Source organism: Actinomadura mexicana (genome assembly GCF_900188105.1).
GTDB lineage: Bacteria > Actinomycetota > Actinomycetes > Streptosporangiales > Streptosporangiaceae > Spirillospora > Spirillospora mexicana.
The window spans coordinates 783,673-807,759 of sequence record NZ_FZNP01000002.1 but is presented as its reverse complement, the minus strand read 5'-3'; the positions used below and the strand labels follow the sequence as shown (position 1 = coordinate 807,759).

General features: G+C 72.8%; 22 protein-coding genes, 1 pseudogene and 1 riboswitch. Of the genes and pseudogenes, 8 read left to right on the top strand and 15 right to left on the bottom strand.

The window, feature by feature from the left end; genetic code table 11:
- Positions 1–72: 72 nt before the first annotated feature.
- From mptB to CHC11_RS08125, 3 genes and pseudogenes are all read right to left on the bottom strand, one after another.
- Positions 73–741 (bottom strand): annotated as a pseudogene (gene mptB / locus CHC11_RS44040) (polyprenol phosphomannose-dependent alpha 1,6 mannosyltransferase MptB); the annotation flags it as partial.
- Between the two features lie 155 nt (positions 742–896).
- Positions 897–1,628 (bottom strand): glycosyltransferase family 2 protein, encoded by a 732-nt coding sequence (locus tag CHC11_RS08130; RefSeq protein WP_089310932.1) that lies wholly within the window; start codon positions 1,626–1,628, stop codon positions 897–899.
- A 137-nt stretch (positions 1,629–1,765) separates the two neighbouring features.
- Positions 1,766–2,101 (bottom strand): STAS domain-containing protein, encoded by a 336-nt coding sequence (locus tag CHC11_RS08125; RefSeq protein ID WP_089311106.1) that lies wholly within the window; start codon positions 2,099–2,101, stop codon positions 1,766–1,768.
- 219 nt (positions 2,102–2,320) lie between these two features.
- Here CHC11_RS08125 and CHC11_RS08120 point away from each other — a divergent pair, with 219 nt between their 5' ends.
- Positions 2,321–2,677, top strand: a complete 357-nt coding sequence (locus tag CHC11_RS08120; RefSeq protein WP_089310931.1) for a hypothetical protein — start codon at positions 2,321–2,323, stop codon at positions 2,675–2,677.
- Positions 2,678–2,931: 254 nt separating this feature from the next.
- Here the strand turns inward: CHC11_RS08120 and CHC11_RS08115 are convergent, their stop codons facing one another.
- Together CHC11_RS08115 and CHC11_RS08110 are read right to left on the bottom strand one after the other, a co-directional pair.
- Positions 2,932–4,041 (bottom strand): sensor histidine kinase, encoded by a 1,110-nt coding sequence (locus CHC11_RS08115; protein ID WP_245918890.1) that lies wholly within the window; start codon positions 4,039–4,041, stop codon positions 2,932–2,934.
- On the bottom strand, positions 4,038–4,754 hold the full coding sequence (locus CHC11_RS08110; protein WP_089310930.1) for a response regulator transcription factor: 717 nt from the start codon (positions 4,752–4,754) through the stop codon (positions 4,038–4,040). The genes CHC11_RS08115 and CHC11_RS08110 overlap by 4 nt, the downstream gene beginning before the upstream one ends.
- 246 nt (positions 4,755–5,000) lie before the next feature.
- Here CHC11_RS08110 and CHC11_RS41155 point away from each other — a divergent pair, with 246 nt between their 5' ends.
- Both CHC11_RS41155 and CHC11_RS08105 read left to right on the top strand, forming a co-directional pair.
- The gene (locus CHC11_RS41155; RefSeq protein ID WP_179278736.1) at positions 5,001–5,171 is read left to right on the top strand and encodes a hypothetical protein; all 171 of its coding nucleotides are present in this window, start codon (positions 5,001–5,003) and stop codon (positions 5,169–5,171) included.
- 87 nt (positions 5,172–5,258) lie between these two features.
- Positions 5,259–6,815 (top strand): long-chain-fatty-acid--CoA ligase, encoded by a 1,557-nt coding sequence (locus tag CHC11_RS08105; protein WP_089310929.1) that lies wholly within the window; start codon positions 5,259–5,261, stop codon positions 6,813–6,815.
- Between the two features lie 252 nt (positions 6,816–7,067).
- Here CHC11_RS08105 and CHC11_RS08100 read toward each other — a convergent pair whose 3' ends face one another.
- From CHC11_RS08100 to CHC11_RS08080, 5 genes are all read right to left on the bottom strand, one after another.
- On the bottom strand, positions 7,068–7,943 hold the full coding sequence (locus CHC11_RS08100; RefSeq protein ID WP_089310928.1) for an endonuclease/exonuclease/phosphatase family protein: 876 nt from the start codon (positions 7,941–7,943) through the stop codon (positions 7,068–7,070).
- Between the two features lie 157 nt (positions 7,944–8,100).
- Positions 8,101–9,282, bottom strand: a complete 1,182-nt coding sequence (gene tuf / locus CHC11_RS08095; RefSeq protein ID WP_089311104.1) for an elongation factor Tu — start codon at positions 9,280–9,282, stop codon at positions 8,101–8,103.
- 324 nt (positions 9,283–9,606) lie between these two features.
- A complete protein-coding gene (locus CHC11_RS08090) occupies positions 9,607–10,527 on the bottom strand; it encodes a CU044_5270 family protein (protein WP_089310927.1) in 921 nt (306 codons plus the stop codon).
- Positions 10,520–11,125, bottom strand: coding sequence for an RNA polymerase sigma factor (locus CHC11_RS08085; RefSeq protein WP_089310926.1), 606 nt, complete (start codon positions 11,123–11,125; stop codon positions 10,520–10,522). The genes CHC11_RS08090 and CHC11_RS08085 overlap by 8 nt, the downstream gene beginning before the upstream one ends.
- A gap of 69 nt (positions 11,126–11,194) precedes the next feature.
- Entirely contained in the window at positions 11,195–12,514 is a 1,320-nt protein-coding gene (locus CHC11_RS08080; protein WP_089310925.1) for an MFS transporter, read from the bottom strand.
- A 42-nt stretch (positions 12,515–12,556) separates the two neighbouring features.
- Between CHC11_RS08080 and CHC11_RS08075 the strand changes: the two genes are divergently transcribed.
- The gene (locus tag CHC11_RS08075) at positions 12,557–13,765 is read left to right on the top strand and encodes an arginine deiminase (protein WP_089310924.1); all 1,209 of its coding nucleotides are present in this window, start codon (positions 12,557–12,559) and stop codon (positions 13,763–13,765) included.
- Positions 13,766–13,945: 180 nt separating this feature from the next.
- Here the strand turns inward: CHC11_RS08075 and CHC11_RS08070 are convergent, their stop codons facing one another.
- The 4 genes from CHC11_RS08070 to CHC11_RS08055 all read right to left on the bottom strand — a co-directional run bounded on the left by CHC11_RS08070 (position 13,946) and on the right by CHC11_RS08055 (position 18,806).
- Positions 13,946–14,491, bottom strand: coding sequence for an ATP-binding protein (locus tag CHC11_RS08070; RefSeq protein WP_245918888.1), 546 nt, complete (start codon positions 14,489–14,491; stop codon positions 13,946–13,948).
- 371 nt (positions 14,492–14,862) lie between these two features.
- The gene (locus CHC11_RS08065) at positions 14,863–16,875 is read right to left on the bottom strand and encodes a sensor histidine kinase (protein ID WP_245918885.1); all 2,013 of its coding nucleotides are present in this window, start codon (positions 16,873–16,875) and stop codon (positions 14,863–14,865) included.
- Between the two features lie 64 nt (positions 16,876–16,939).
- Positions 16,940–18,286 (bottom strand): purine-cytosine permease family protein, encoded by a 1,347-nt coding sequence (locus CHC11_RS08060; RefSeq protein WP_089310923.1) that lies wholly within the window; start codon positions 18,284–18,286, stop codon positions 16,940–16,942.
- Positions 18,279–18,395: riboswitch (TPP riboswitch) on the bottom strand. It overlaps the preceding gene by 8 nt.
- Positions 18,396–18,470: 75 nt before the next feature.
- Positions 18,471–18,806, bottom strand: coding sequence for a rhodanese-like domain-containing protein (locus CHC11_RS08055; protein ID WP_089310922.1), 336 nt, complete (start codon positions 18,804–18,806; stop codon positions 18,471–18,473).
- Between the two features lie 47 nt (positions 18,807–18,853).
- On the opposite strand from CHC11_RS08055, the gene CHC11_RS08050 reads away from it, so the two are divergent.
- On the top strand, positions 18,854–19,315 hold the full coding sequence (locus CHC11_RS08050; RefSeq protein WP_089310921.1) for an SSI family serine proteinase inhibitor: 462 nt from the start codon (positions 18,854–18,856) through the stop codon (positions 19,313–19,315).
- A gap of 137 nt (positions 19,316–19,452) precedes the next feature.
- On the opposite strand, the gene CHC11_RS08045 is transcribed toward CHC11_RS08050, so the two are convergent.
- Positions 19,453–20,316 carry an Fpg/Nei family DNA glycosylase gene (locus CHC11_RS08045; protein WP_089310920.1) on the bottom strand — a complete coding sequence of 288 codons (864 nt, stop codon included), beginning with the start codon at positions 20,314–20,316 and terminating at the stop codon, positions 19,453–19,455.
- Between the two features lie 197 nt (positions 20,317–20,513).
- Here CHC11_RS08045 and CHC11_RS08040 point away from each other — a divergent pair, with 197 nt between their 5' ends.
- From CHC11_RS08040 to CHC11_RS08030, 3 genes are all read left to right on the top strand, one after another.
- A complete protein-coding gene (locus CHC11_RS08040; RefSeq protein WP_089310919.1) occupies positions 20,514–20,720 on the top strand; it encodes a heavy-metal-associated domain-containing protein in 207 nt (68 codons plus the stop codon).
- A gap of 65 nt (positions 20,721–20,785) precedes the next feature.
- On the top strand, positions 20,786–21,736 hold the full coding sequence (locus CHC11_RS08035; RefSeq protein ID WP_089310918.1) for a hypothetical protein: 951 nt from the start codon (positions 20,786–20,788) through the stop codon (positions 21,734–21,736).
- Between the two features lie 32 nt (positions 21,737–21,768).
- A complete protein-coding gene (locus CHC11_RS08030) occupies positions 21,769–24,003 on the top strand; it encodes a heavy metal translocating P-type ATPase (protein WP_089310917.1) in 2,235 nt (744 codons plus the stop codon).
- Positions 24,004–24,087: the final 84 nt, after the last annotated feature.

Sequence of the window (24,087 nt, the reverse complement as noted above, 5' to 3'; positions counted from 1 at the left end):
CGCGACCAGGTGGCCGACCGGCCATTTCCGGCGTTCCGTCCAGGTCCGGCGCAGCAGCCCCCAGGCGGGGCCCCCGGCGACGAGCGCGGCGGGCAGCTTGATCGCCGTCCCGAGCCCGGCCAGCGCCCCGGCCGCCAGGGAGCGCGCCCAGCCCGCCCGCCCCGCGGCACCGCCGCCGAAGACGGCCAGCGCGGCCACCATCGGCGCGATCGCGAGGACGTCGTTGTGCGCGCCCGCCACCAGGTGGAACAGCACGAGCGGGTTGCACGTCCACAGCAGCGCCGTGCGGAGCCGCCGCTCCTCCGTCCCGGACATCCGGTAGAGGACCAGGGCCGTCACCGCGAACGCGAGCACGTTCAGCACCGACAGGACGAAGACGGTCAGCCGCACCGAGCCGCTGCCGATCCACGCGGCGAACGCCTGCCCGCCCGTGGCGACCGGCCCGTACACCGACGGCGTCGTCCGCCACTCCTCGGGCGCCCCGGCGACCGGGTCCTTCGGCAGGTCGACGGCGCTCGTGCGGTACGGGTCGTGGCCGGTCGCCGCCATCCGTCCGTAGGAGGCGTAGTTCAGGTGGTCGGTGGACCCGACCGGCGGCATGAACATGAACGCGGCCGCCGCCAGCAGGCCCGCGGCCACCAGCGGCAGGGCCCGCACGCGCCAGCCCCTGCGGACGGCGGCGAAGCACAACCCGAGCCCGAGTGCGCTCGCGACGATCCCCGCGACGACGAGACCGATCACCAGGTACGGCGAGGGGTGGACCTCCAGCGCGTACGGCGGCTCGGCGCGCGGGCCCTCCAGCTCCGGCTCGAACACCGACGGCCCGAGGAGCGCGGTGGTGACGAAGCAGGCGACGCCGGCCCCGATCCCCCACAGCCCGCCCGTGCCGAGACGGGTCACGGGCGGCTGCCGCGCAGGCGGTCCAGCCCTCTGGCCACCGCCGGTTCGCGCACGGCGAGCGCTCTCGCCACGTCCCGGAACTGCCGGGCGCGGTGCAGCTGGGCGCGCCAGTCCGTGCCGGTGGCGCGGTGCGCGAGCGGCACCTCCACCTCCGCCACCCGGAAACCGGCGCGCAGCAGGTCGACGGTGAGCGCGGTCTCCACCCCGAACCCGGCGGCGAGCGGGAGCGCGGCGTCGAACGCGGCCCGGGTCAGGCAGCGCTGCCCGTTCAGCGGCGCGGTGGCCTCCCAGCCGGTGGCGCGGCGGATCCCGTCGCGCGACAGCTTGACGACGAACCCGTGCCCGCCGAGCTTCACGGTCGTGGTGAACACGGCGATCGTCATGTCGGCCTCACCGGACCTGACCGGCTCGACCAGCGGCGCGGCCTCGCGCGCGGTCTCGGCGAGGTCGGCGTCCAGGAACAGCAGGTGGCGGGGCCGGTCGCGGCCCTCGTCCAGCAACCGGACGGCCTCGGCCCCGCTCTCCATCGCGGCGCCCTTGCCCCGGTTGCGGCTGTGCCGCACGACCCGCGCCCCGGCCTCGCGGGCCACCCGCCCGGTGCCGTCGGACGAACCGTCGTCGATCACCACGACCACGTCGGCGCCGGGAAGCTCCTGCGCGGCCCTGACCGTGGCCGCGATGCGGTCGGCTTCGTCCTTGGCCGGGATGCATACCGCTACGTCCTGCATATCCGCGATCGTAGTCGGGGACGGGCGCGCGATGCCGCAGGGCTCCGGGGAACGGCCCAAGCCGTTACCGTGCGACCGGACGGCGACCCGCGGGGTTCACCCGCGGCGCCGGCGGTAGGGACGAGTGGTCGGAAAGGTCAGCCGGCGTCCAGGACCGGCGCCGCCTCCGTCACGGTGAAGACGGTGTCGAGCCCGGTCACCTGCAGGATCCGCTTCACGGCCGGGCGCGGCGCCGCCAGTTCCAGCGCGCCGCCCTGCTCCTTCAGCCGCTTCATGGCCGAGAGCAGCACGTTCATGCCCGTCGAGTCGCAGAACTCGACGCCGCTCATGTCGACCACGATGTGGTCGGCCTGGTCGCGCAGCAGGCCCGCGAGGGCCGCCTGCAGCCGTGGCGCGGTGTACAGGTCGAGCTCACCGGTCGCCGTGACAACGGCGTGACCCCCCCGAGACGCGGTCGAGACATTTAGCTCCACGTCCGGCACACTATCTCGCTAACGGCCCGGGAGCCAGGCGGTTCGCCAAGTCCCCTGCGCCGTGGTCGTTTCCGGGGCGTGTCGCCGCCTTGCCAGTCCCGCACGCTTTGAGAACTACGCACCGTAATGTGGGGATTTCAGCCGTCGGAGGCGCAGATCCGGTCCGCCGATATCGCGGGTTCGGCCGCACGATCGCTCGGAGTAGGGGAACCTGAACGGGTGCAACAGCGGCATGGTCGACTGCGCGAGCGCCTGGAGACGATCCGGGCGCGGGCCGCGAAGTCCAGCACGTGGCGGACGTCCACGCAGGTCCTGTTCCGCCTGGTGAACAAGGATGGATTCGTCCCCGTCCGGACGCGTCTGTCCCGCGAGGACCTCGCCTTCCTCTCCGGTGCCCGCGAAGAGGTCATCGCCTTCGCCGACCTCACCCTGCGCCTCGTCGACCTGCACCGCCCGCAGGAGTCCGGCGGCGGCATCACCAGCGACCCCGACCGCCCCATCCGCCGCTGCCGCGCCTGCATGTCCCGCTGGCCCTGCCCCACCTACCGCACCATCACCGAAGCCCTGGACTCCTGACCCGCCACCACCGGACGCGCCAGACCCCAACCACCACAGCAACCACGCAACGACCTCAATGGTCGCGATCGCGTCCGAAGGCAGATTCGAGCGAAGCAAGAATCTGATCGCGCAGCGAGCCGCCAGGCGAGCCGGAGCGATGCCAGCGATCGCCCGCAGTTCCCGACGATGGAGGGCCCCCGGGCCCGAAGGAGGAGGGCACTGCAATAGACACGGCAGGGCCGCCAGGCCCGAAGGAGGAGAAAAACGCAGAACTAACAGGGAAGGCGGACCTCGAAGCGGCAGCCGGGGCCGGTGTTGGCGACGCCGATCTCGCCCGCGTGGGCCTCGACGATGCCGCGGGCGATGGCGAGGCCGAGGCCGGCGCCGCCGCCCGGGGTACGGGCCGCCTCGCCGCGGAACGCCACGTCGAACACGCGGGGCAGGTCGCCCTCCGGGATGCCGCCGCAGGCGTCGGCCACCGTCACGCGGGCCTCGCCGCCGCGGACCTCGCCGGTGATCTCGACCGCGCCGTCGCTCGGCGTGTGCCGGATCGCGTTCACGACGAGGTTGCGCAGCGCGCGGCCCAGCTCGCCCGCGTCCACCTGGACGGGCAGGCCCTCCCGGACGTCTCCGCGCACCAGCACGCCCTTGGCGCGGGCCAGGGCCTCGGCGCCGGCGACCGCCTCGGCGACCAGGTCCGCGAGGCCGACGTGCTCGCGGGACAGGCGCAGGGCGCCCGCGTGGATGCGGGACAGCTCGAACAGGTCGTCCACCATCTCGGTCAGCCGCTCCACCTCGACGCGGATGCGGCCGTGGTAGCGGCGGATCGTCTCCTCGTCGGCGACGACCTCGTCCTCCAGGGCCTCGGCCATCGCGCGGAGCCCGGCCAGGGGGGTGCGCAGGTCGTGGCTCACCCAGGCGACCAGCTCGCGGCGGCTCGCCTCCAGGGCCTGCTCGCGCTCGTGCGCGGCGGCCAGCCGGTCGTAGGCGGCCTCCAGTTCGCGGGAGAGCTCCGCCAGCTCGGCCGGAAGGCGCGCCGAGGGGGGACGGAACCGGTCCGCGCGGACGGCCTCGACCAGGGTCCGGTTCGCGGCCACCAGGCGGCGGCCGAGCAGGACCGACACCGCCATCGCGACCACCCCGGCGGACGTCACGACGGCGAGCACCACCGAGCGGTCGTGGTCGTTCAGCAGCATCAGGTACGAGATCACCAGGATGCCGGAGATGGTCGCCAGCACCGTGGCGGCGCCGACGACGACCAGCTGGGTCCCGACCGAGCGGCCGCGCAGCGCGTGCAGGACGGCGAGGGCGACCGCCGCTACGGCGAACGCGGCCAGCGCCGCGTAGAAGACCACCCAGAGCAGGTCCTCGAAGGGGATCACGGGCCGGTCTCCGCGGGCTCGTAGCGGTAGCCGACGCCCCACACGGTGACGATGCGGCGCGGCGCGGTCGGGTCGTCCTCGATCTTCTCGCGCAGCCGCCGGACGTGGACGGTCACCGTGGAGGAGTCGCCGAACGTCCAGTCCCAGACGCGTTCGAGCAGCTCCTCGCGGGTGAAGGCCTGCCGCGGATGGCGCAGCAGGAACGCCAGCAGGTCGAACTCGCGGGAGGTGAGCGCGAGCCGGCCGCCGCGCAGCTCCGCCTCGTGCGCGCTGACGTCCACGAGGAGGTCGCCGTCGCGCAGCGGGCCGGACGGGCCGGTCGGGACGAGCGCGCCCCGCGCCCGCCGCAGCACCGACCGGACGCGCAGCGCCAGCTCGCGCGGGCTGAACGGCTTCGTCACGTAGTCGTCGGCGCCGGTCTCCAGCCCGACGAGCCGGTCGGTCTCCGCGCCGAGCGCCGTCAGCATCACGATCGGGACGGTCGAGGTCTCGCGGAGCCGCCGGCACACCTCCAGGCCGTCCATCCCGGGCAGCATGAGGTCGAGGACGACCAGGTCCGGGGGCTCGTCGAGCGCCCTGCGCAGGGCGGTCCGGCCGTCGGCGACGCACACGACCTCGTGCCCGTCGCGGGCCAGGTAGCGGGCGACGACCTCGGCGACCGTCGGGTCGTCGTCGACCACCAGGACGCGCCCGGCGTGGAAGGCGGTGTTCACCCCTCAAAGCTAGGCCCAGGCGGCCGGACTTACGCGGGATGTCACCACCCCGTAAGGAATCGATCATGCTTCCATCCGGGCGCCCTGCCTGACCGGGCGCACGCCGCTCCGACCGGCCGCCCTTCCCCGGCGCGGGTCAGGGTCCGGCCCTGGGAGTCCTTCAGGGTGCGCCTCCGCCGCACGGCGGTGGCGAGGTCGTTCCGCAGGCTGATGACCCCGGGTGACGCGAGCGCATACGGTGGGGTCATGGGTAAGACGATCCTGACCATCCTCGGTGTTCTTCTCGCGGTGTGGCTGGTGGTCACCGTCATCGGCGCGATCTTCTCGATGCTGAAGTTCTTCTTCTTCATCGGACTCGTCGCCGTCGTGGTGGTACTCGCCGTGACCGCGGTCTCCAAGATGTCGAAAAGCCGCTAGGCGAGCGGCCCGATCCCCTTGCCGCGATGTCGCCGGTGACCGCATGATGCCGGAATAACCAGGCGGTCATCGGCGAAGGGGCTTATCGTGCCGGGTCTTGACGGAGTGCTGCGCGAACGAGCGATCGCCCATCCCGAGCGCGTCGCGTTCATCGCCGGCGACACCGAGGTCTCCTACCGCGACTTCGACCGGCGCGTCGACCGGGTGGCCGCGGCCCTCGCCGCCGCCGGGCTCGGCCCCGGCGACCGGGTCGCGGTCCTCGACAAGAACTCCCTCGAATACGCCGAGCTGCTCTTCGGCGCGACCCGGATCGGCGCCGCGCAGGTCCCGGTGAACTACCGGCTGGCGCCCGACGAGGTCGCCTACATCGTCAACAACGCGCAGGCGAAGGTCTTCGTCGTCGGCCCCGAGTTCCTCCCCGTCCTGGACGCGATCGCCGGCAAGCTCGAACACACCGATCTGACGGTCGTCATCGCCGGCGAAGACCACCCCCACCAGGACTACGCCGCCTGGATCGACGCGGCACCCACCGAGCCCCCGGCGTACGGGCCGGGCAGCGGGGACGTGTTCGTCCAGCTGTACTCGTCCGGCACGACGGGGCTGCCCAAGGGCGTCATGCTGACGCACGACAACTTCCTCGCCGCGCTCGCGGTGACCAACGACGTGTGGAACATCGACGAGTCGTCCGTGCTGATGATCGCGATGCCGATGTACCACGTGGCCGGCAACGTGCTCACCGTCTCCGCCGTCTACAACGGCCTCACCGGGGTGGTCACGCGCGAGCCCGACCCGACCGCGATCGCGCAGGGCATCGAGCGGCACCGCGTCACGCACATCTTCCTCGTCCCGGTGCTGCTGCAGTTCATGCCGCTGATCCCCGAGGTCACCGCGTCCGACATGTCCAGCCTGCGGCTCATGCTCTACGGCGCGTCCCCGATCAGCGAGGACGTCCTGCGCACCGCCATGGCGATGCTGCCGGCCACCGAGTTCCGGCAGGTGTACGGCCTCACGGAGGTCACCGGCGCGATCACCTCGCTGCCCCCCGAGGACCACGACCCGGACGGCCCGAACGCGCACCGGCTGCGCAGCGCCGGCCTGCCGAACGACAACACCGAGCTCAGGATCGTTGACCCGGCCACCGGGGAGGAGATGCCGCCCGGCCGGGTGGGCGAGATCATCTGCCGGACGCCGCAGAACATGAAGGGCTACTGGGGCATGCCGGACGCGACCGCGAGCGCGCTGTCCGAGGACAACTGGTTCCGGACGGGCGACGCCGGCTACCTCGACGAGGACGGCTACCTCTACATCCACGACCGCGTCAAGGACATGATCATCTCGGGTGGGGAGAACATCTACCCCGCCGAGGTGGAGAACGTCCTGATGGGCCATCCGGCCGTCAGCGACTGCGCGGTCATCGGCGTCCCGGACGAGCGCTGGGGCGAGACGCCGAAGGCGATCGTCGTGGCTTCCGGGGACGTCTCCGACCAGGACATCATCGACTACTGCCGCGACCGCCTGGCCCACTTCAAGTGCCCCACCTCGGTCGAGCGCCGCGAGGCCATCCCGCGCAACCCCACCGGCAAGATCCTCAAGCGCGACCTCCGCGCCCCCTACTGGCAGGGCAAGGACCGCGGAGTGCAGTGATTATTGCTTTTTCTCCTTCTTCGGGCCTGGCGGCCCTCCATCGTCGATAAAAGCGGGCGATCGCTGGCATCGCTCCGTCTCGCCTTGCGGCTCGCTGCGCGATCAGATTCTTGCTTCGCTCGAATCTGCCTTCGGACGCGATCGCGACCATCAGGTCGTTGTGGGGTTGGGGCATTACTGACCGCTGGGCCGCCAGCGGCATTAGCGGCCGCGGGGTTACTGGGGCGCTGGGTTACTGCTGGGTGTGTGTGGTTACTGGTAGCGGACCACTGCTGATAGGGGGCGGTGGTCGGAGGTCTTCACGGGGGTCGCGGGGACGCTGCAGGAGACGGCGGCCGACTTGCCGATGAAGAGGTAGTCGGTCTTGGCGAGCGCGGCGCCCTGCCAGTTCTGGCGGGTGTTCGCCCCCGTCCGGGACGTGCCGGACTGGTCGCACTCGTCGTAGGCGGCGTAGAGGGGGTCGAGCGCCGGGCTCTCCGGGGCGTCGCCGAGGTCGCCGCCGACGAGGACGCGGTCCGTGCCGGCGAGGGTGGTGAGGGCGCCGGCCTCCTTGCGGCGCCACTGGGCGCTCTCGGCCTCGCTGAGCTGGGTGACGCAGACGCGGGTCGTCCAGGACGTGACCTCGCCGCACAGGGCGATCCGGGTGCTCCCGGAGGGGGCGGGCAGCCTGGCCTGCCGGTGCGCGGTGAGCGGGGCGTCGGTGCCGATGGCGACGCCGACGCGCCCCTGCCCGGCCGCGCACGCCCCGTCGCCGGGCGCGAACGCCCAGCTCCACTTGGGCAGGGACGTCCTGAACGAGCGGACCTGGCCCTCGCAGACCTCCTGGAGGAGGGCGGCGTTCGGCCGCACCGTGCGCCCGCCGACCTCGGTCGCCCGCATCCGCTGGACGATCTCCTTGGTGAGCTTGGCGGGCGCGGCGCCGGAGGGGCAGTCGGAGCCGCCGCAGACGTTCCAGCTCACCGCGTTGATCGTCACGGCGGCGGGGCGGGGGGCGGCCCCGTCGGCATGGGCGGGACCTCCGCCGCCGCCCGGCAGGCCCTCGATGCTGGCACCGGTGGCGGCCGCGGTCACGACCGCGGCGGCCGCACAGACCGAGAGCAGGGGAATCAGGGCGCGGGGGGATCGCACACGTGCTCCAGACGGGGAATTCTGCGGGGGTGATGCCGGAATCTCACCACATCAAGATCGCATCCGCCAGCCGTTCACGACCACTCGGTCACCGGAGGCGGGAGGTCTACCTGATCAAGGTTAAGGGGCCCCGGCGAGTGCCGGGGCCCCTCTCCCGCTAGTCGAGCAGCGCGGTGACGGTGCCCGCGCCGACCGTCCGGCCGCCCTCGCGGACGGCGAAGCCGAGCCCCTCGGTCATCGCGACCGGCCTGCCCAGGTCGACGGTCATCTCGACCGAGCCGCCGGGCAGCGCCATGCCGCCCTCGCCGAGGTCGACGCCGCCGACCACGTCCGTGGTGCGGAAGTGGAACTGCGGCCGGTAGCCGTGCAGGAAGGGCCGGCTCCGCCCGCCCTCGTCGGCGGTCAGCACCCGGACCTTCGCCCGGAACCGCGAGTGCGGCCGGATCGCGCCCGGCGCGCCGACCACCTGGCCGCGCCGCACCTGGTCCCGCTTGACGCCGCGCAGCAGCATGGCGGTGTCGTCGCCCGCCTCGGCGTGGTCCATCGTCCGCCCGAACGTCTCCAGCCCCGTCGCGACGGAGCCGAACGTCGCGCCGAGCCCGACGACCTCCACGGCGTCCCCGAGCCGTATCGCGCCCTGCGCCACGACGCCGGTCACGACGGTGCCGCGCCCGGTGATCGTGAGGACGCTCTCGACCGGCATCAGGAACGGCTTGTCGAGCACCCTGCGCGGCACGGGCACGTAGGCGTCGATCGCGTCGAGCAGGTCGACGATCCGGGCCGTCCAGTACGGGTCGCCCTCCAGCGCCCGGAGGCCGGACACGCGCACGATCGGGACCTCCTCGCCGGGGAACCCGTACTCGGTGAGCAGCTCCCTGACCTCCAGCTCGACGAGGTCGAGGAGCTCGGTGTCCTCGACCATGTCGGCCTTGTTCAGCGCCACCACGATGTGCCCGACGCCGACCTGCCGCGCGAGCACGACGTGCTCGCGGGTCTGCGGCATGGCGCCGTCCTGGGCGGACACGACCAGCACGGCCCCGTCCACCTGGGCGGCACCGGAGATCATGTTCTTCACGTAGTCGGCGTGGCCGGGCATGTCGACGTGGGCGTAGTGCCGGGTCGCGGTCGCGTACTCGACGTGCGCGACGTTGATCGTGATGCCTCGGTCGCGCTCCTCGGGCGCGCGGTCGATGCGCTCGAACGGCACCGGGGACGCCAGCCCGCGGTCGGCGAGCACCTTGGTGATCGCCGCGGTCAGCGTCGTCTTGCCGTGGTCGACGTGCCCCATCGTGCCGATGTTGAGATGCGGCTTGTCGCGCTCGTAGAGCTGCTTGGCCATGGTCTCGTCCTCACTGGTGGATCCGGTGAGAGCCACTGCGCGCACTCGGGCGCCAGTCTTCGGCCATCCCCCTCCGCTGGTTCTCCGGAGGGACGGAGAGGGGTCAGCGTCGCAGGCCGTCGAAGACGGCCGCTTCCGCCGCCGCTGCCGAGAAGGCAGCCGGCACCGCGCTCAGCAGGGCGATGCCTGCGAGCGTCCGGGTGCCGGCTGCGAAGAACATGTCCCGGACACTACGGTCGCCCCCTGCGGAAGTCGACAGGTTTTCCGCCGCTCACGGTGACCGGCCCTGCCCTCCGGGCAAGGCCGGTCACCGGGTGTCGGGGTTCAGCAGCCGGACGGGGTCGCATCAGGGCCGGGGATCGGGGCACGGTCGACGATCGCGGTGTCCAGAAGGGCGCTGGACTGGGTCGTGGTGCCCGGCGGACCGAACGGGTTGCCCTTGCCCGCGATGACGTCGCGGGTGCCGAGGAAGCGGTGGCTCGCGCGGTCGAAGACGAGCTCGTCGCGGACGCCGTCCTGGGTGCGGGTGACCGCGACCCCGTGGCGTCCCGCGGCGTCGACGCCGTCGTCCCGCAGCCGGACCCCGGGGATCTCGGCGATCGCGCGGTACAGCGCCGCGCGCACCCGGGGCGGCGCGGGCCGGTCGATCAGGTCGGATGCGGCCGCCCACTGCCGGTCGCCCCGGTCGCCCTCACCCTGGTCCGCCAGGAGGTCGAGCAGGGCGCCGGTGTCGGTGGGCAGGGCTCCGAGGTAGGGGCGCTCGATCGGCGGCGACGCCGGGCAGGGGCCGACCACGCTCTCGCCGTCCGGCGGGAGCTCCTCGCCCGGACGCGGCCGGATCGAGTTCTTCTCGATGACGAGGCCGCTCCCCGCACCGCCGGCGGGCTCCCAGGTCCGGGTGCGGACCTCGTACCAGCGGCCCGCGCCGCCGACCCGCCGCCGCGTCACGCTCTCCTGGTAGACGACCTGGTCGGCGCGGGGCACCGGGTCGCCCGCCGCATGGTCGGCGGCCCGGTCGAGGACGGCGGCGACGTCGGCCCTCCGCCCGGGTTCCTGGTGACCGACGAGGACCGTGGCCACCACGCCCGCGCAGGCCGCGGCGGCGACGCCGGACAGCAGCAGCGGGCGCCGCCGCCGGACGGGTCCGCCGTACGCCCGCCGCCGCCAGCGGTTCTCCGCACCGGTCACGTCGATGTCCAGGGGGACCTCGGAGCGCAGCCGCTCCACCAGCTTGAGCTCATCCATCGTGGTTCTCCTCGGTGAGGGCCTCGCGCAGCTTGCGGCGGATCCTGTTCATGCGGGACCGGACCGTCCCGGCGGGGACGGCGAGGGCTTCGGCGACCTCGTCGTAGGTCAGCCCCGCCCACGTCACCAGCAGCAGCACTTCGCGCTGCGCCGCGGGCAGCCCGGCGATGGCCGCCGCGAGGGCCCGCGACCGGGCGCCCGCCTGGACGCGGTTCTCGACCGCGTCCGTGAAGGGCTCGGTGACCGGGTCGAGTCCGCCGCGCGCGAGCGCGCGCAGGGCCCGCACCTCGGCACGGCGGTGGCGGCGGATCAGGTTGGTCGCGATCCCGTAGAGCCACGGCCGCGCGTCGGGACGGGCCGCGTCGTAGCGGCGGCGGCGGTCGAAGGCGATGAGGAAGGTCTCGGCGACGACGTCCTCGGCGGCGTCCCGGCCCAGGCGCCGCGCCGCGTACCGCATGATCTCCGGGGCGTGCCGGCGGAACAGGGCCGCGAACCTCTCGGGCTCGGACCGGGACGCGGCGATCAGGGACGCGTCGGTGGGGTCGTCATCGGCGGCGGGCTCGGGCCGCGGGGGCGAGGAGCGGCTCGTTGTCGGCATGCGCGGACCTTCCGGTCGTGGACGTTTCACCCCCTCTTGCCCGTGCGGCCGTGTACGGGTCCCTCCGGTTCAGGAACCGTCCTCGACGGTGCCGACGCGGGTCTCGCCTGCCGGTGCGCGGAGCAGGAGGTAGCCGAGCAGGGCGCCCGCGAACTGGAATCCGGCGATCGCGAGGACCAGGCCGACCGGGCCGATCGCGTCGGCGGACGCGGCGGTCAGCGCGGCGCCGACCGCGGAGGCTCCGATCTTGAGGCTGCCGCCGGTGGTGTTGACCTGCCCGAGCCGGTCGGGGGGCGACTCGCGCTGGCGCAGCATGAGCGTGGCCGCGAACACGGGTCCCTCCGCGATCCCCGAGGCGACGAACGCCGCCGTCGCCCACGGCACGGACGGCGCGACGGCGAGGGCGGCGAGCGACGCCCCGAACGCGACCAGTCCGGCGATCATGACGGGTTCGGCGTGCTTGGGCGTCAGCCACCGGCTGGACGCCAGGGAGCCGATCAGCGAGCCGACCGCCATGGCCACGAGGAGCCGTCCGCCCGCGCTGGGCGGCGCGCCGATGTGCTCGGCGAGCAGCACGGCCGTGACGGCGACGCCGCCGAAGCCCATCCACGCGAGCGTCGTCGCGACGGTCAGGGCCCGCAGCACCCGGCCCTGGGCCAGCACCACCAGCCCGCCAGTGATCACCGAGACCGCCCCGGCCGGCGACGGTCGCGCCGCGGCGCCCGTCCCGGTCTCGACGGCCGCCGCCCGCCCGCCGACCTCGCCCGTGCCGGCCGCGGCCTCCACCGGCGCCGGACCCGGCGCGGCGCCGTCCGCGCTCGCGGACGGGCCGGGGAAGGGCAGGAAGGGGAGGGTCAGGAGGCCGAGGACGCCGACCGCGACCACGGCGGTTCCGGCGTACTGGCCGCCGACCGCGGCGGCCAGGCCGGCGGCCAGGCCCGGGCCGGCGATCCCGGCGAGGTTGTAGCTGGAGGCCTCCAGGCCGTAGGCGCGCGAGAGCCGGTCGGCCGGGACGAACCGGGGCAGCAGGCTGGTCAGCGCGACGACGATGGGCTCGGTGCAGCCGATCACGGCGGCGACGACCAGCGCCAGGGCGAGCGGCGAGCGTCCCGCGAGGACCAGCAGCAGCCCGGTCGCGGCGACGTAGCAGGCGGCGAGGGCGAGGGCGCCGCGGCGGGGGCGCGCCACCCGGTCCAGCGCGTTCCCGATCACGGGCCCGCTCAGCACGTACGGCAGCGTCATCGCGGTCTGCAGGTACCCGGCGGTGGCGGCGTGGCCCGTCCGCGCCTGGACGGTCAGGACCAGCGCGGTCGCGACCCCCTCGGCGGACACGCGCAGCATCGTCGCCGACGTGAGGTGGAGGGGCAGCCCCGCGTTCCTGCCGATCACCCTCGAATAGTGGCATATCGTCCGCCGCCTAGACTGCGGAGGGTGACGGCAGCGAAGACAGCGCACGAGCACCGGGTCACCAGCGAGGTCGGACGGCTGCGGACGGTGCTGCTGCACCGTCCCGGCGCGGAGCTCAAGCGGCTGACCCCGCGCAACAGCGACAAGCTCCTGTTCGACGCGATCCCGTGGGCGGGCCGGGCGCAGGAGGAGCACGACGCGTTCGCCGAGGCGCTGCGGTCGCGCGGCGTCGAGGTCCTGTACGTGACCGAGCTGCTGCAGGACGCCCTGGAGTACGAGGCCGCGCGCGAGCAGGCGATCGCCGACGCCATCGTCGACCTGCGCCTCGGGGACCAGCTCCGCCGCGTCGTCGGGGACCACCTGCGCGGGCTCGATCCGGAGAACCTCGCGCACACGCTGATCGCCGGGCTCGCGCACGAGGAGCTGAAGGCCGGGCACGGCCTCGTCTACCGGCTGATGGACGAGCGGGACTTCATCGTCGACCCGCTGCCGGGCCTGCTGTTCACCCGTGACAACAGCACCTGGATCGGCGACCGCGTCGCGGTGACGAGCCTCGCGATGGAGGCGCGGCGGCGCGAGTCGGCCCTCACCGGGCTGGTCTACGCGCACCATCCGCGGTTCGCCGGGGTGGAGCCGGTCTACACGCCGTCGCTGGAGCATCTGGAGGGCGGCGACGTCCTGCTCCTGCGCCCGGGCGTGATCGCCGTCGGCACCGGGGAGCGGACGACGCCGGCGGGTGTCGAGCGCCTGGCCCGCCAGGTGGTCGGGGCCGGGTTGGCCCATACGGTGCTGGCCGTGCCGATCGCGCAGGAGCGCGCCACCATGCACCTCGACACCGTCTGCACGATGGTGGACGTCGACACCGTCGTGATGTATCCGCCGGTGGCGCACTCGCTGACCGCCTACACGGTGACGCTGGACGACGGCCACCTGCGCGTCGACGAGCCGCGCCCGTACCTTCGGGCCGCCGCCGACGCGATGGGCCTGGACCGCCTCAAGGTGATCGACACCGGGCTCGATCCGGTCACCGCCGAGCGCGAGCAGTGGGACGACGGGAACAACACCCTCGCCGTGGCCCCGCGCCTGTGCGTCGCCTACGAACGCAACATCGAGACCAACGCGCAGCTGGAGGCGTCCGGGATCGAGGTCATCCGGATCAGCGGGAGCGAGCTCGGGACGGGGCGGGGCGGTCCCCGCTGCATGTCGTGCCCGATCCTGCGCGAGGAGATCTGAGTCTCACCCGGGGGCACCGGCGTCGAGGGGTTTTGTGTTCTTCCCGGCGCCGGGGGCTCGGAAGCGCGCGGCGCCGGGAAGAACCATCAACGCTCGCGATGTCGACGGGGGCACGACATCGCCCGAGCGTTGGAGAGGACCATACAAGGTCGGGCGGGGTTCCTTCCAGGCAGGGTCGCTCTATGCCGGATATGCCCGACTCGGAGCCACTTCACTCCTGGTTCCGTTGCAGAGGTCTTCGTCCGGCTCGTCGAGCAGGTCCGGAAATGCGGACAGATCCGGGACGACGGTGTTGGCGCCGGCAGGAGCCGCCATCCGGTCGTCGCCGGGCGACCTTGGCGTCCGCAGGATGGCCCAGACCGTCGTGGCGCCGTCTTCGTGGCGCACTCCCCAGCCCTCGGACAGGGCCTCGACGATGCCGAGCCCCCGCCCGCCGAGCGAGGACAGCGTGCCCGGGCCCCGGCGCGGCTCGGTCATGGCGCCGCCGTCACTGACCTCCAGTTCGAGGAGGTCACCGCGGCACAGCCAGCAGACCTTCACCTGGCCGGACGGCAGCGGCCGCGCGTGCCGCAGGGCATTGCTGAGCAGTTCGCTGACGATCACGCTGGCGTCGTCCACGACCGAGTCGTAGACGCCCGAGTCGGTCAGCTCCGAGCTGAGGCGCCTGCGGGCGACCGCGACGCTGGACGGTGCGTGTGGCAGCAGTACGACGCTCGACGCCCTCACCTCCCCGATGCTCCGCTCACTCGGACGAGTCCCGTCATCACCCTTCCGGTACGTCCGAAATGCCCTGATGGCCATGACGGGAAACCCGAACGGATCAGTTCACCACCTGCACAACGAGTCATCTGCCGTCCGGTCACGGTGACCACCCCCGGGATCGGAATCTCGTCACCAACGGCAACCAACCAAGGATCTATCCAGCCAACGGCGGATTTACTCCTCGCACACGCGTTTCGTCCATCACACCCCGCCGACACCGCACTTCTTCGCACCGTTCCCAGCCTGCCACCTCGCGGGACCACCGAAAGCGCTGGTCACGCCCGTCTCACCGGACCGCCCGGGACGGACTGTCCGCACGGTAAGTAACCGTCCGCTCAGCGCGCCGAACGCAACACCAGGCGCATGCACGTCCCCTCGCCCGCCCGTGCGCCACCTGCGGGTCCACGCCTGTCGGTGACGGAGAGTAGTCGAGCGGTCTGCTTCTCATCGGGGGTTTCAGTGCCAATGCTCCCATTTTTGGTATTTTGGGTAGCTTCCATGTGAGATGTCTCACGCCCTGCGGGAAGCGCGGAGATCGTGCCGCCCTGCGCCTCCGTGAGCCGTCTGACGATGTACAGGCCGAGCCCGATGCCGCCGAACCGGCGGCGGTCCCCCGCGTCCCCCTGGACGAACCGCTCGAAGATCCGCTCATGGTCGCCGATCGGGATGCCGATGCCCTCGTCGGAGACGGTGACGACGATGCCGGGGCCCTCGCGCCGGGCCCGCACCCGCACGGTCCCGCCGTCCGGGGAGTACTTGAACGCGTTCTCCAGCAGCTGCCCGAGGACGATGTCGGTGGCCATCGCGTCCCCGCTGCACAGCGGCAGTCCGGGATCGATCTCCAGCTCCACCCGGTGCAGCGGCGACAGCGAGCGGAACCCGGCGACCACGCCCTCCAGGACGCGGGCGAGGTCGAACGGCTCGATCGTCACGGCCAGCTCGTCGGCCCCGGCGCGGGAGCCGAGCAGCAGGTGCTCGACGAGCCGCCCGAGCGACTGGGCGCGCTCGGCGATGGTGGCGACGGCGGCGCGCCGGTCGGCGTCGGTCAGCTCGTCCCACCGGTTGACCAGCGTCGAGGCGAACCCCTGCACGACCGTGATCGGGGTCCGCAGCTCGTGGCTGGTCGTGGCGAGGAACAGGTCCTTGGCCTCCTCCAGCGCCTTGGCCTCCGAGACGTCGCGGAAGTCGACGACCAGCTCGCCGGTCTCCTCGATCTCGGCGGCCAGCACGTTCAGCCACGTGCCCGACTCCAGGCGGAACGTGAGCATCTCGCCGAGCGCGGGCATGTCGAACGGCAGCGGACGCCCGATCGCGTCCTCCGGCGGGATGCCGGTGAGGGTGTGCGCGGCGTTGTTCCAGTGCCGGACGACGAGGTCGTGGTCCAGCACCGCGATGCCGTCGGCGCTGGAGTCGATGACGGCGCGCTCGTGCGCCCGCTGCCGGACGACCTCCGCGTAGGCGACGGCGTTGCCGACCGCGACCCCGGCGTGCCCGGCGAGCAGCTCCAGCAGTTCGAGCTCGGTGTGCCCGACCTTGCGTCCGGAGAACAGCGCGTACAGCGCCCCGTACGGCCGGTTCTGCAGGTACGACAGGCCGAGGGCGATCGTGTGCAGGCCGGGCAGCTCCGACCAGATCAGGTCGCCGAGGCGCCGCTCGCCCGTCGCGAGCTTGACGGTCTTGCCCGACCGCAGCAGCTCCCCGACGAGGCTGGGCCGCAGCTCGGCGCGGCGGCCGCGCATCCGCTCCGGCAGCCCGGACATGCTGACCAGCCGCAGCCGCTCGCCCTCGATCTTGACGAATCCGCCGGCGTCGGCGCCGGTCAGCTCGATGAGCGCGGCGGTGATCCGGTCGAGCACGACGGCGAGGTCGAGCTCGGCGCCGAGGTCGGCGACGATGTCGTTCAGCCGCCGGACGAGCCGGGCCCGCTCGGTCATGCGGTGTTGGACGATCTCGTCGTCCTCGACCGGGTGGTACACCCCGACCCAGCCGAGCAGCCTGCCGCTCGGATCCTTCAGCAGGCTCGTGTCGATGCGCACGTCGATGAGCCGGCCGTCGCGGTGGAAGCGGCGGGTGGCGATCGAGATCTGCCCGCCGTCGCCCTCGCCCTCGCCCCCGCGCCGGGTGACGAGCCGTTCCTGGACGGCGTTGTGCTCGGCCTTCAGCTCGCCGGGGACGATGGGCGGGACCCGGCCGAGCACCTCCTCGGCGCTCCAGCCGAACATGCGCTCGGCCGCCGGGTTCCACACGGTGACCCGGTGCCGCTGGTCCACGGCTACGATCGCGTCGGCGGCGCTCTCGATGACGGCCCGCGCGATCGGATCGTGCACGTGCTGATACACGTCTGTCATCGTGCCACCGCACTCCGGCCTGCCGCCGGGCAACTTGCGCCGAAACTTGCTTTCGACCCAAACCTTACCGTCTGGTAAGCCTGCCGATGAGCAGGGCCGCGACCCCTGCGACCAGGAACGACAGCAGCGAGGCGCTCATCCACGCCTGAGGCGTGAAGTGCAGCGCGTCCCGGACGTCCGACCAGAACGCGGTCCAGCGGGCGACCGTGCCCGGGTTGACGAGCTGGTAGACGACGAACCCGATCGCCCATGCCGCGATCATGCCCCAGCGGGACGGCGCGGTCCGCGAGACGTCCCAGCCGCCCGCCCGGCGGCGGCCGAGGAAGAAGTCGGCGGCGAGGACGCCGAGCATCGGCACGAACACCGATCCGATCAGTGACAGGAATCCCGCGTAGTCGCCGATGTCCAGGACCAGCGCGAGCACGGTGATGCCGATGCCGAGCCCGACGCTCAGCACCCGGCGGTCGGCCCGGGGGAACAGGTTCTGGATCGACACCGCGGTGGAGTAGGTGTCGGCGAACGACTGGTCGGCCTCCCGCAGCACGAACACCGCGAAGAAGACCACGCCCAGCGAGGCGCCGAGGAACGGGTCGAAGATCCTGCCCGAATCGCCCGCGACCAGCGCCAGCGCGAGCAGCCCGAGGACGTAGGCGACGATCTGCGTGACGGAGTAGCCGACGGCCGCGGCGCCGAACGCCCCGCGCTCGGTGCGCGCGTGCCGGGTGTAGTCGGCGGCGACCGGGACCCAGGAGATCGACACGGCAAGCGCGGCGTCCGCGCCGAGCCAGAACCCGCCCCACGAGCCCTGCGTCAGGTCGGGCAGCGGCTCCCGGACGAGCCGGACGTAGAAGTACACGAGCGCGATCGCCACCGCGACGGTCACGTAGCGGCGCAGCAACCGCACCGAGCCGAGCGGCCAGACCGTCAGCACGGTCGTGACCGCGCCGGCGGCGACCACATAGCCCCAGCGCGGGACGCCGTCCCACAGCTCGCGGGCGGCGTCGGCGATGACGATCAGCTCGAACGTCCCCCACCCGACGAGCTGGGCGATGTTGAGGACGGTCGGCGCGTACGACAGCTTCGCGCCGAACAGGCCGCGCAGCAGCACCATCGCGGGCTGCCCGGTGCGCGCGCCGGGCACGGCGGCGAGGCCGAGCATCAGCCCGCCGAGGACCGTCCCGACGGCCATCGCGACGATGCCCGCCATGATCGAGATCGTCGGCCGGCCGTCGGCGTCCGGCGCGAGGACGGTGTAGGCACCGGAGAAGGCCAGGAGGCTGACGCCGAGGTTCCCCCAGAAGGCGCTCTGGTCCCAGAATCCGAGGACCTTGGGGGCCGGCTCGTCGAGGGTGAACGGGACCTCGTCGCGGGCGCGATCGCCCTGGGGGCGCTTTTCGACATCGGACGTCACGGGACACACTCCCTACGCCGGCATTACCCGGACAGGTTCATGCGGTCGGCGACGCCTTGGAGGCCGCCCTCTCAGCCCGGCTGTGGCCCGAGCTCCCGCGGGTATTCGGTCAGGCCCGATCGTACAACCGCCCGTCACGCCCCAGAAGGGGGCATGGGGGTCAGATCACACGACATTCGTCAGATCACGCGACGTAGGGCGGGCCGTTCCCCGCACCCTCCATCGGGCGCCCGGCCTCGGCCCACCCGTGCATGCCGTCGCCGACGTTCCTCGCCAGCCATCCCGCCTGGTTCAGCGCGGACGTGACCTGCGCGGACCGTGACCCGGACCGGCAGATCACGTAGACCTCCCGGTCGCGGGGGATCTCGCCGGCGCGGTCCCGCAGATGGTGCATGGGGATGTGGACCGCCGCGGGCGCGTGACCCGCGTCCCACTCGTCCTGCTCCCGGACGTCCAGCAGGTAGCCGTCCTGCGGAACGTCCGCGGCGACCACCGCCGGTACGTCTTCCCCGAAATTCATCACACCCCCCATGGAACCGCGCGAAGCCCCCCTGCGTCGAATCACGCATGCGGTATCGGACGCTCCTTTTCGCAGCGCCCGGGCTGGCCTTGCTCCTGTCCACGGCCGCCTGCGGCGACGAACAGGCAAACGGAAACTCCGCCGAGGCGCCTTCGGGCACGACCTCCGTGCAGCCGTCCGGCGCACCGGCGGACACGCTCACCGTGCAGGTCAAGGCCTCCAAGGAGGCGCCCGCCAAGACCTGGCGGCTGACCTGCGACCCGCCCGGCGGCGACCATCCCGAGGCGGCGGGCGCCTGCGCGGCGCTCACCAAGGTCAAGGAACCCTTCACACCCGTTCCCAAGGACCAGATGTGCACCGAGATCTACGGCGGTCCGGAGATCGCCACGGTCAAGGGCACCTGGCAGGGCAAGCGGATCGACACCACGTTCACCCGCGACGACGGCTGCCAGCTGCACCGCTGGAGCCAGATCGGCCCGGTCTTCGGGAACGTCCCGAAGGTCCGCTGACCCCGACCCGTCCATCCGGACGAGCCATCCCCGTTCCGGCTCCGTCCAGAACCCGAATGTCAGGCCCCGGCCCCGCCGGGGCCTGACCCGTCTCACGGCACCTGGGCGGACCGGCCCGCGGCCGGTTTCGCCCGGCGCTACTTGAGGAGGCGGGACATGCGGCGGTCGGCGAGCGGCTTGCCGCCCGTCTGGCAGGTGGGGCAGTACTGGAGCGCGGAGTCGGCGAACGACACCTCGCGGACCGTGTCCCCGCACACCGGGCATTTCGCGCCGGCGCGCCCGTGCACCCGCAGGCCGGTCTTCTTCTCGCCCTTGAGGTCCTGCGCCTCGAGGCCGCGCGAGCGCTCCACCGCGTCCCGCAGCGTGGCGACGATCGCCTCGTGCAGGACGGCGACGTCCTCCTCGGTCAGCGTGGAAGCGATCTTGAACGGGGACATCCTGGCGACGTGCAGCACCTCGTCGGAGTAGGCGTTGCCGATTCCGGCGATCACCTTCTGGTCGCGCAGCAGGCCCTTGATCTGGCTGCGCTTGCCGTTGACGATCCCGGCCAGGGCCGCGGTGGTGAACGACTCGTCCAGCGGGTCGGGGCCGAGGGACGCCACGCCGGGCACGTCGTCCGGGTCGCGGACGACGTAGACGGCGAGGCCCTTCTTGGTGCCGGCCTCGGTGAGGTCGAAGCCCGACCCGTCGTCCAGGTGCACGCGCAGGGCGAGCGGGTTCTTCCCCCCGGGCCGGACGGGCCGCGCCGGGATCTCGTCGCGCCAGCGCAGCCAGCCGGCGCGGGCGAGGTGGATGACGAGGTGCAGCCCGTCGACGTCCAGGTCGAGGAACTTGCCGTGCCGGGCCGCGCCGGTGACGGTCAGCCCGCCGAGCGCGGTCACCGGCGGGTCGTAGGTCTTCAGGGCGGAGATGGCGAGAACATCGACGCGGGCGACGGCATGGCCGACCGCGCGCTCCCGCAGGAACCCCGCCAGCGCCTCCACCTCAGGTAGCTCAGGCATGGCTTCAGTATCCGCGACGGGCCGCGCCGTCGGGACGTCTGTCCACAGCCCTGTGGACGCCTGTGGAAAACCATGGGAACCGGTGTGACCCGGATCTCGGAATCACCCATACCCCCTAGGGGTTGTCACCGGTGTCCGGCTATGGCAGCATGAGGCCGACGAGATACCCCCTAGGGGTAATAGCGAAGGAGACGCCGATGAGCACCGCCACCTACACCGTCAGCGGGATGACCTGCGGCCACTGCGTGAGCTCGGTGACCGAGGAGGTCGAGCAGATCGCCGGCGTGACCGGCGTGGACGTCGACCTCCCGACCGGCAGGGTCACCGTTACGAGCGAGACCCTCCTCGACGACGCCCGGGTCAAGGCCGCCGTCGAGGAGGCCGGATACCAGCTGACCTCGTGAGCGGACCGCGCCTCGCCCGCCCGGGCGGGGTGCGTCCCTCGGAACACCGAGCGGAGTGAATCGGCATGAACAGCGCGACCAGGCTGGGGGCCTACGCCGTGGGACTGGCGGTCGTCTTCGGCGGCGCCGCGGGCGTCGGCAAGATCGTCGGTCCCGTCGGCGGCACGGCGGAGATGGCGTCCCATGAGAACGGCGGCGGCCACGGCGCCGGAGGCCACGAAGGCACGGCGTCCCACGCGCCGGGCGGCCTCCAGGTGTCGGAGGACGGCTTCACGCTGGCCCCGCAGCGGACCGTCCTCAGCCGCGGCGAGAAGACGGACTTCCGGTTCACGATCAACGGGCCGGACGGCAGGCCGGTCACCGGGTTCAAGCCGCTGCACGGCAAGCGCCTGCACCTGATCGTGGCGCGGCGCGACCTGTCCGGCTTCCAGCACCTGCACCCGACCGAGACCGGGGGCGGCGTCTGGACCGTCCCGATCAAGCTGGCCAAGCCCGGCGTGTACCGGTTCTTCACCGACATCCAGCCGGACGGCGCGAAGCGGCAGCTCACGCTCGGCACGGACGTGTTCGTCCCCGGCGACCTGCGGCCGGTGCCGCTGCCCGAACCCGGGCAGGTCGCGAAGGTGGACGGCTACGAGGTGCGGCTCACCGGGGGCCTCACTCCCGGCAGGTCCACCGAGCTGACCCTCACCGTGAGCAAGGACGGCAAGCCGGTCGCCGACCTGGAGCCGTACCTGGAGGCCTACGGGCACCTCGTCGCTCTGCGGCAGGGCGACCTGGCCTACCTCCACGTCCACCCGGACGGGGAGCCCGGCGACGGCGAGACCGAGCCCGGTCCCGGCATCACGTTCTTCGCCGAGGCGCCCAGTTCCGGCGCGTACCGCCTGTACCTGGACTTCAAGCACGACGGCGAGGTCCGCACGGCCGAGTTCACGGTGCACGCCGGGCAGGTCCCCGCCCAGGAGCAGGGCGACAAGCCCGCGCAGGGGCACGACGACCAGCCCCACACCCACTGACGTTCCGCACGATCGAAGCAGAGGAGGACGCGATGAGCACGGACGCTGTGTCCGGGCGTATCGAGCTGGCGATCGGCGGTATGACGTGCGCGTCGTGCGCCAACCGCATCGAGCGGAAGCTCAACAAGATGGACGGCGTGACCGCCACGGTCAACTACGCGACCGAGAAGGCAAGGGTGGAGTTCGGGTCGGGGGTGTCGCCCGACGAGCTGATCGCCACGGTCGAGAAGGCGGGCTACTCCGCCGCCCTCCCCGCCCCGCCGCGGGCCGCCGAGGAGGGGGCCCCGGAGCCCGCCGACGAGCTGCGCCCGCTGCGGCAGCGGCTGATCACCGCGGTGGTGCTGTCGATCCCGGTGATAGCGATGGCGATGGTCCCGGCGATCCAGTTCGAGGCGTGGCAGTGGCTGTCGCTCACGCTCGCCGCCCCCGTCGTGGTGTACGCGGGCTGGCCGTTCCACCGGGCCGCGGCGGTCAACCTGCGGCACGGCACGGCGACCATGGACACGCTGATCTCCCTCGGCACGCTGGCCGCGTTCGCGTGGTCGCTGTGGGCGCTGTTCTTCGGCACCGCGGGCGAGCTGGGCATCAAGCACGGGTTCGAGTTCTCCATGACCCGCTCGGACGGGTCGATGAACATCTACCTGGAGGCCGCCTCCGGGGTGATCATGTTCATCCTCGCCGGGCGGTACTTCGAGACGCGCTCCAAGCGCCGCGCGGGCGCCGCGCTGCGGGCCCTGCTGGAGCTCGGCGCCAAGGAGGTCTCGGTCGTCCGGGACGGGCGCGAGGAGCGGATCCCGGTCGACCGGCTCGCCGCGGGGGACGTGTTCGTCGTCCGTCCCGGCGAGAAGATCGCAACGGACGGGACGGTCGAGGAGGGCTCGTCCGCCGTGGACGCGTCCATGCTGACCGGCGAGTCCGTCCCGGTCGAGGTCGGGCCGGGCGACACCGTGGTCGGCGCGACCGTGAACGCGGGCGGGCGGCTGCTGGTGCGCGCCACCCGGGTCGGCTCCGAGACCCAGCTCGCGCAGATGGCGCGGCTCGTGGAGGACGCGCAGACCGGCAAGGCGCAGGTGCAGCGGCTCGCCGACCGGATCTCGGGCGTCTTCGTCCCGGTCGTGATCGCGCTGGCGCTCGGCACGCTCGGCTTCTGGATCGGCACCGGCGAGCCGCTCGCCGGCGCCTTCACCGCCGCGGTCGCCGTGCTGATCATCGCCTGCCCGTGCGCCCTCGGCCTCGCCACCCCGACCGCGCTGATGGTCGGGACGGGGCGCGGCGCGCAGCTCGGGATCCTGATCAAGGGCCCGGAGGTGCTGGAGTCCACCCGCGCGATCGACACCGTCGTCCTGGACAAGACCGGCACCGTCACCACCGGCAGGATGGCCCTGGTCGACGTCATCACCGCCGACGGCGTCGCGGAGGAGGAGGTGCTGCGGCTGGCGGGCGCGCTGGAGAACGCGTCCGAGCACCCCATCGCCCAGGCCATCGCCAAGGGCGCCGTCGAGCGGGTCGGCGACCTCGGCACGGTCGAGGACTTCGCCAACGTCGAGGGCCTCGGCGTCCAGGGGATGGTGGACGGCCACGGCGTCCTGGCGGGCCGCCCGCGGCTGCTCGCCGAGTGGTCGCAGCACCTCACGCCCGACCTCGAACGCGCCATGGAGAAGGCCCGGGCGCTCGGCCACACCGCGGTCGCGGTCGGCTGGGACGGCGAGGCCCGCGCGGTGATCACCGTCGCGGACCAGGTGAAGCCGACCTCGCGGGAGGCGATCGAGCGGCTGCGCGCGCTCGGGCTGCGGCCGGTCCTGCTGACCGGCGACAACGAGACGGTGGCCCGCACGGTCGCCGGCGAGGTGGGGATCGAGGAGGTCATCGCCGACGTCCTGCCGCAGGACAAGGTGGACGTCGTCAAGCGCCTCCAGTCGGAGGGCCGGACGGTCGCCATGGTCGGCGACGGGATCAACGACGCCGCCGCGCTGGCCCAGGCCGACCTCGGCCTGGCGATGGGCACCGGCACGGACGTGGCGATCGAGGCGTCCGACCTGACCCTGGTGCGCGGCGACCTGCGCGCCGCGGCCGACGCCATCCGGCTGTCGCGCCGCACCCTGGGCACCATCAAGGGCAACCTGTTCTGGGCCTTCGCCTACAACGTGGCCGCCCTGCCCCTCGCCGCGTCGGGCCTGCTCACCCCCATGATCGCCGGAGGGGCCATGGCCTTCTCCTCGGTCTTCGTGGTGACCAACAGCCTGCGCTTGAGGCGGTTCTCTGCTTGATTGCGGTTCGTGCTGAGCCGGGCCCCGGGGGCCCGGCTCAGCACGAACCGCGTGCGATTGCTGCATCGCTTCGGCTCGCCCAGG

What these genes read in the sequence shown, in the direction of transcription:
- CHC11_RS08130 (WP_089310932.1), bottom strand. Translation starts at nt 1,628, where the DNA reads ATGCAGGACGTAGCGGTATGCATCCCGGCCAAGGACGAAGCCGACCGC.
- CHC11_RS41155 (WP_179278736.1), top strand. Translation starts at nt 5,001, where the DNA reads ATGGGTAAGACGATCCTGACCATCCTCGGTGTTCTTCTCGCGGTGTGG.
- tuf (WP_089311104.1), bottom strand. Translation starts at nt 9,282, where the DNA reads ATGGCCAAGCAGCTCTACGAGCGCGACAAGCCGCATCTCAACATCGGC.
- CHC11_RS08090 (WP_089310927.1), bottom strand. Translation starts at nt 10,527, where the DNA reads ATGGATGAGCTCAAGCTGGTGGAGCGGCTGCGCTCCGAGGTCCCCCTG.
- CHC11_RS08085 (WP_089310926.1), bottom strand. Translation starts at nt 11,125, where the DNA reads ATGCCGACAACGAGCCGCTCCTCGCCCCCGCGGCCCGAGCCCGCCGCC.
- CHC11_RS08065 (WP_245918885.1), bottom strand. Translation starts at nt 16,875, where the DNA reads ATGACAGACGTGTATCAGCACGTGCACGATCCGATCGCGCGGGCCGTC.
- CHC11_RS08055 (WP_089310922.1), bottom strand. Translation starts at nt 18,806, where the DNA reads ATGAATTTCGGGGAAGACGTACCGGCGGTGGTCGCCGCGGACGTTCCG.
- CHC11_RS08050 (WP_089310921.1), top strand. Translation starts at nt 18,854, where the DNA reads ATGCGGTATCGGACGCTCCTTTTCGCAGCGCCCGGGCTGGCCTTGCTC.
- CHC11_RS08045 (WP_089310920.1), bottom strand. Translation starts at nt 20,316, where the DNA reads ATGCCTGAGCTACCTGAGGTGGAGGCGCTGGCGGGGTTCCTGCGGGAG.
- CHC11_RS08040 (WP_089310919.1), top strand. Translation starts at nt 20,514, where the DNA reads ATGAGCACCGCCACCTACACCGTCAGCGGGATGACCTGCGGCCACTGC.
- CHC11_RS08035 (WP_089310918.1), top strand. Translation starts at nt 20,786, where the DNA reads ATGAACAGCGCGACCAGGCTGGGGGCCTACGCCGTGGGACTGGCGGTC.
- CHC11_RS08030 (WP_089310917.1), top strand. Translation starts at nt 21,769, where the DNA reads ATGAGCACGGACGCTGTGTCCGGGCGTATCGAGCTGGCGATCGGCGGT.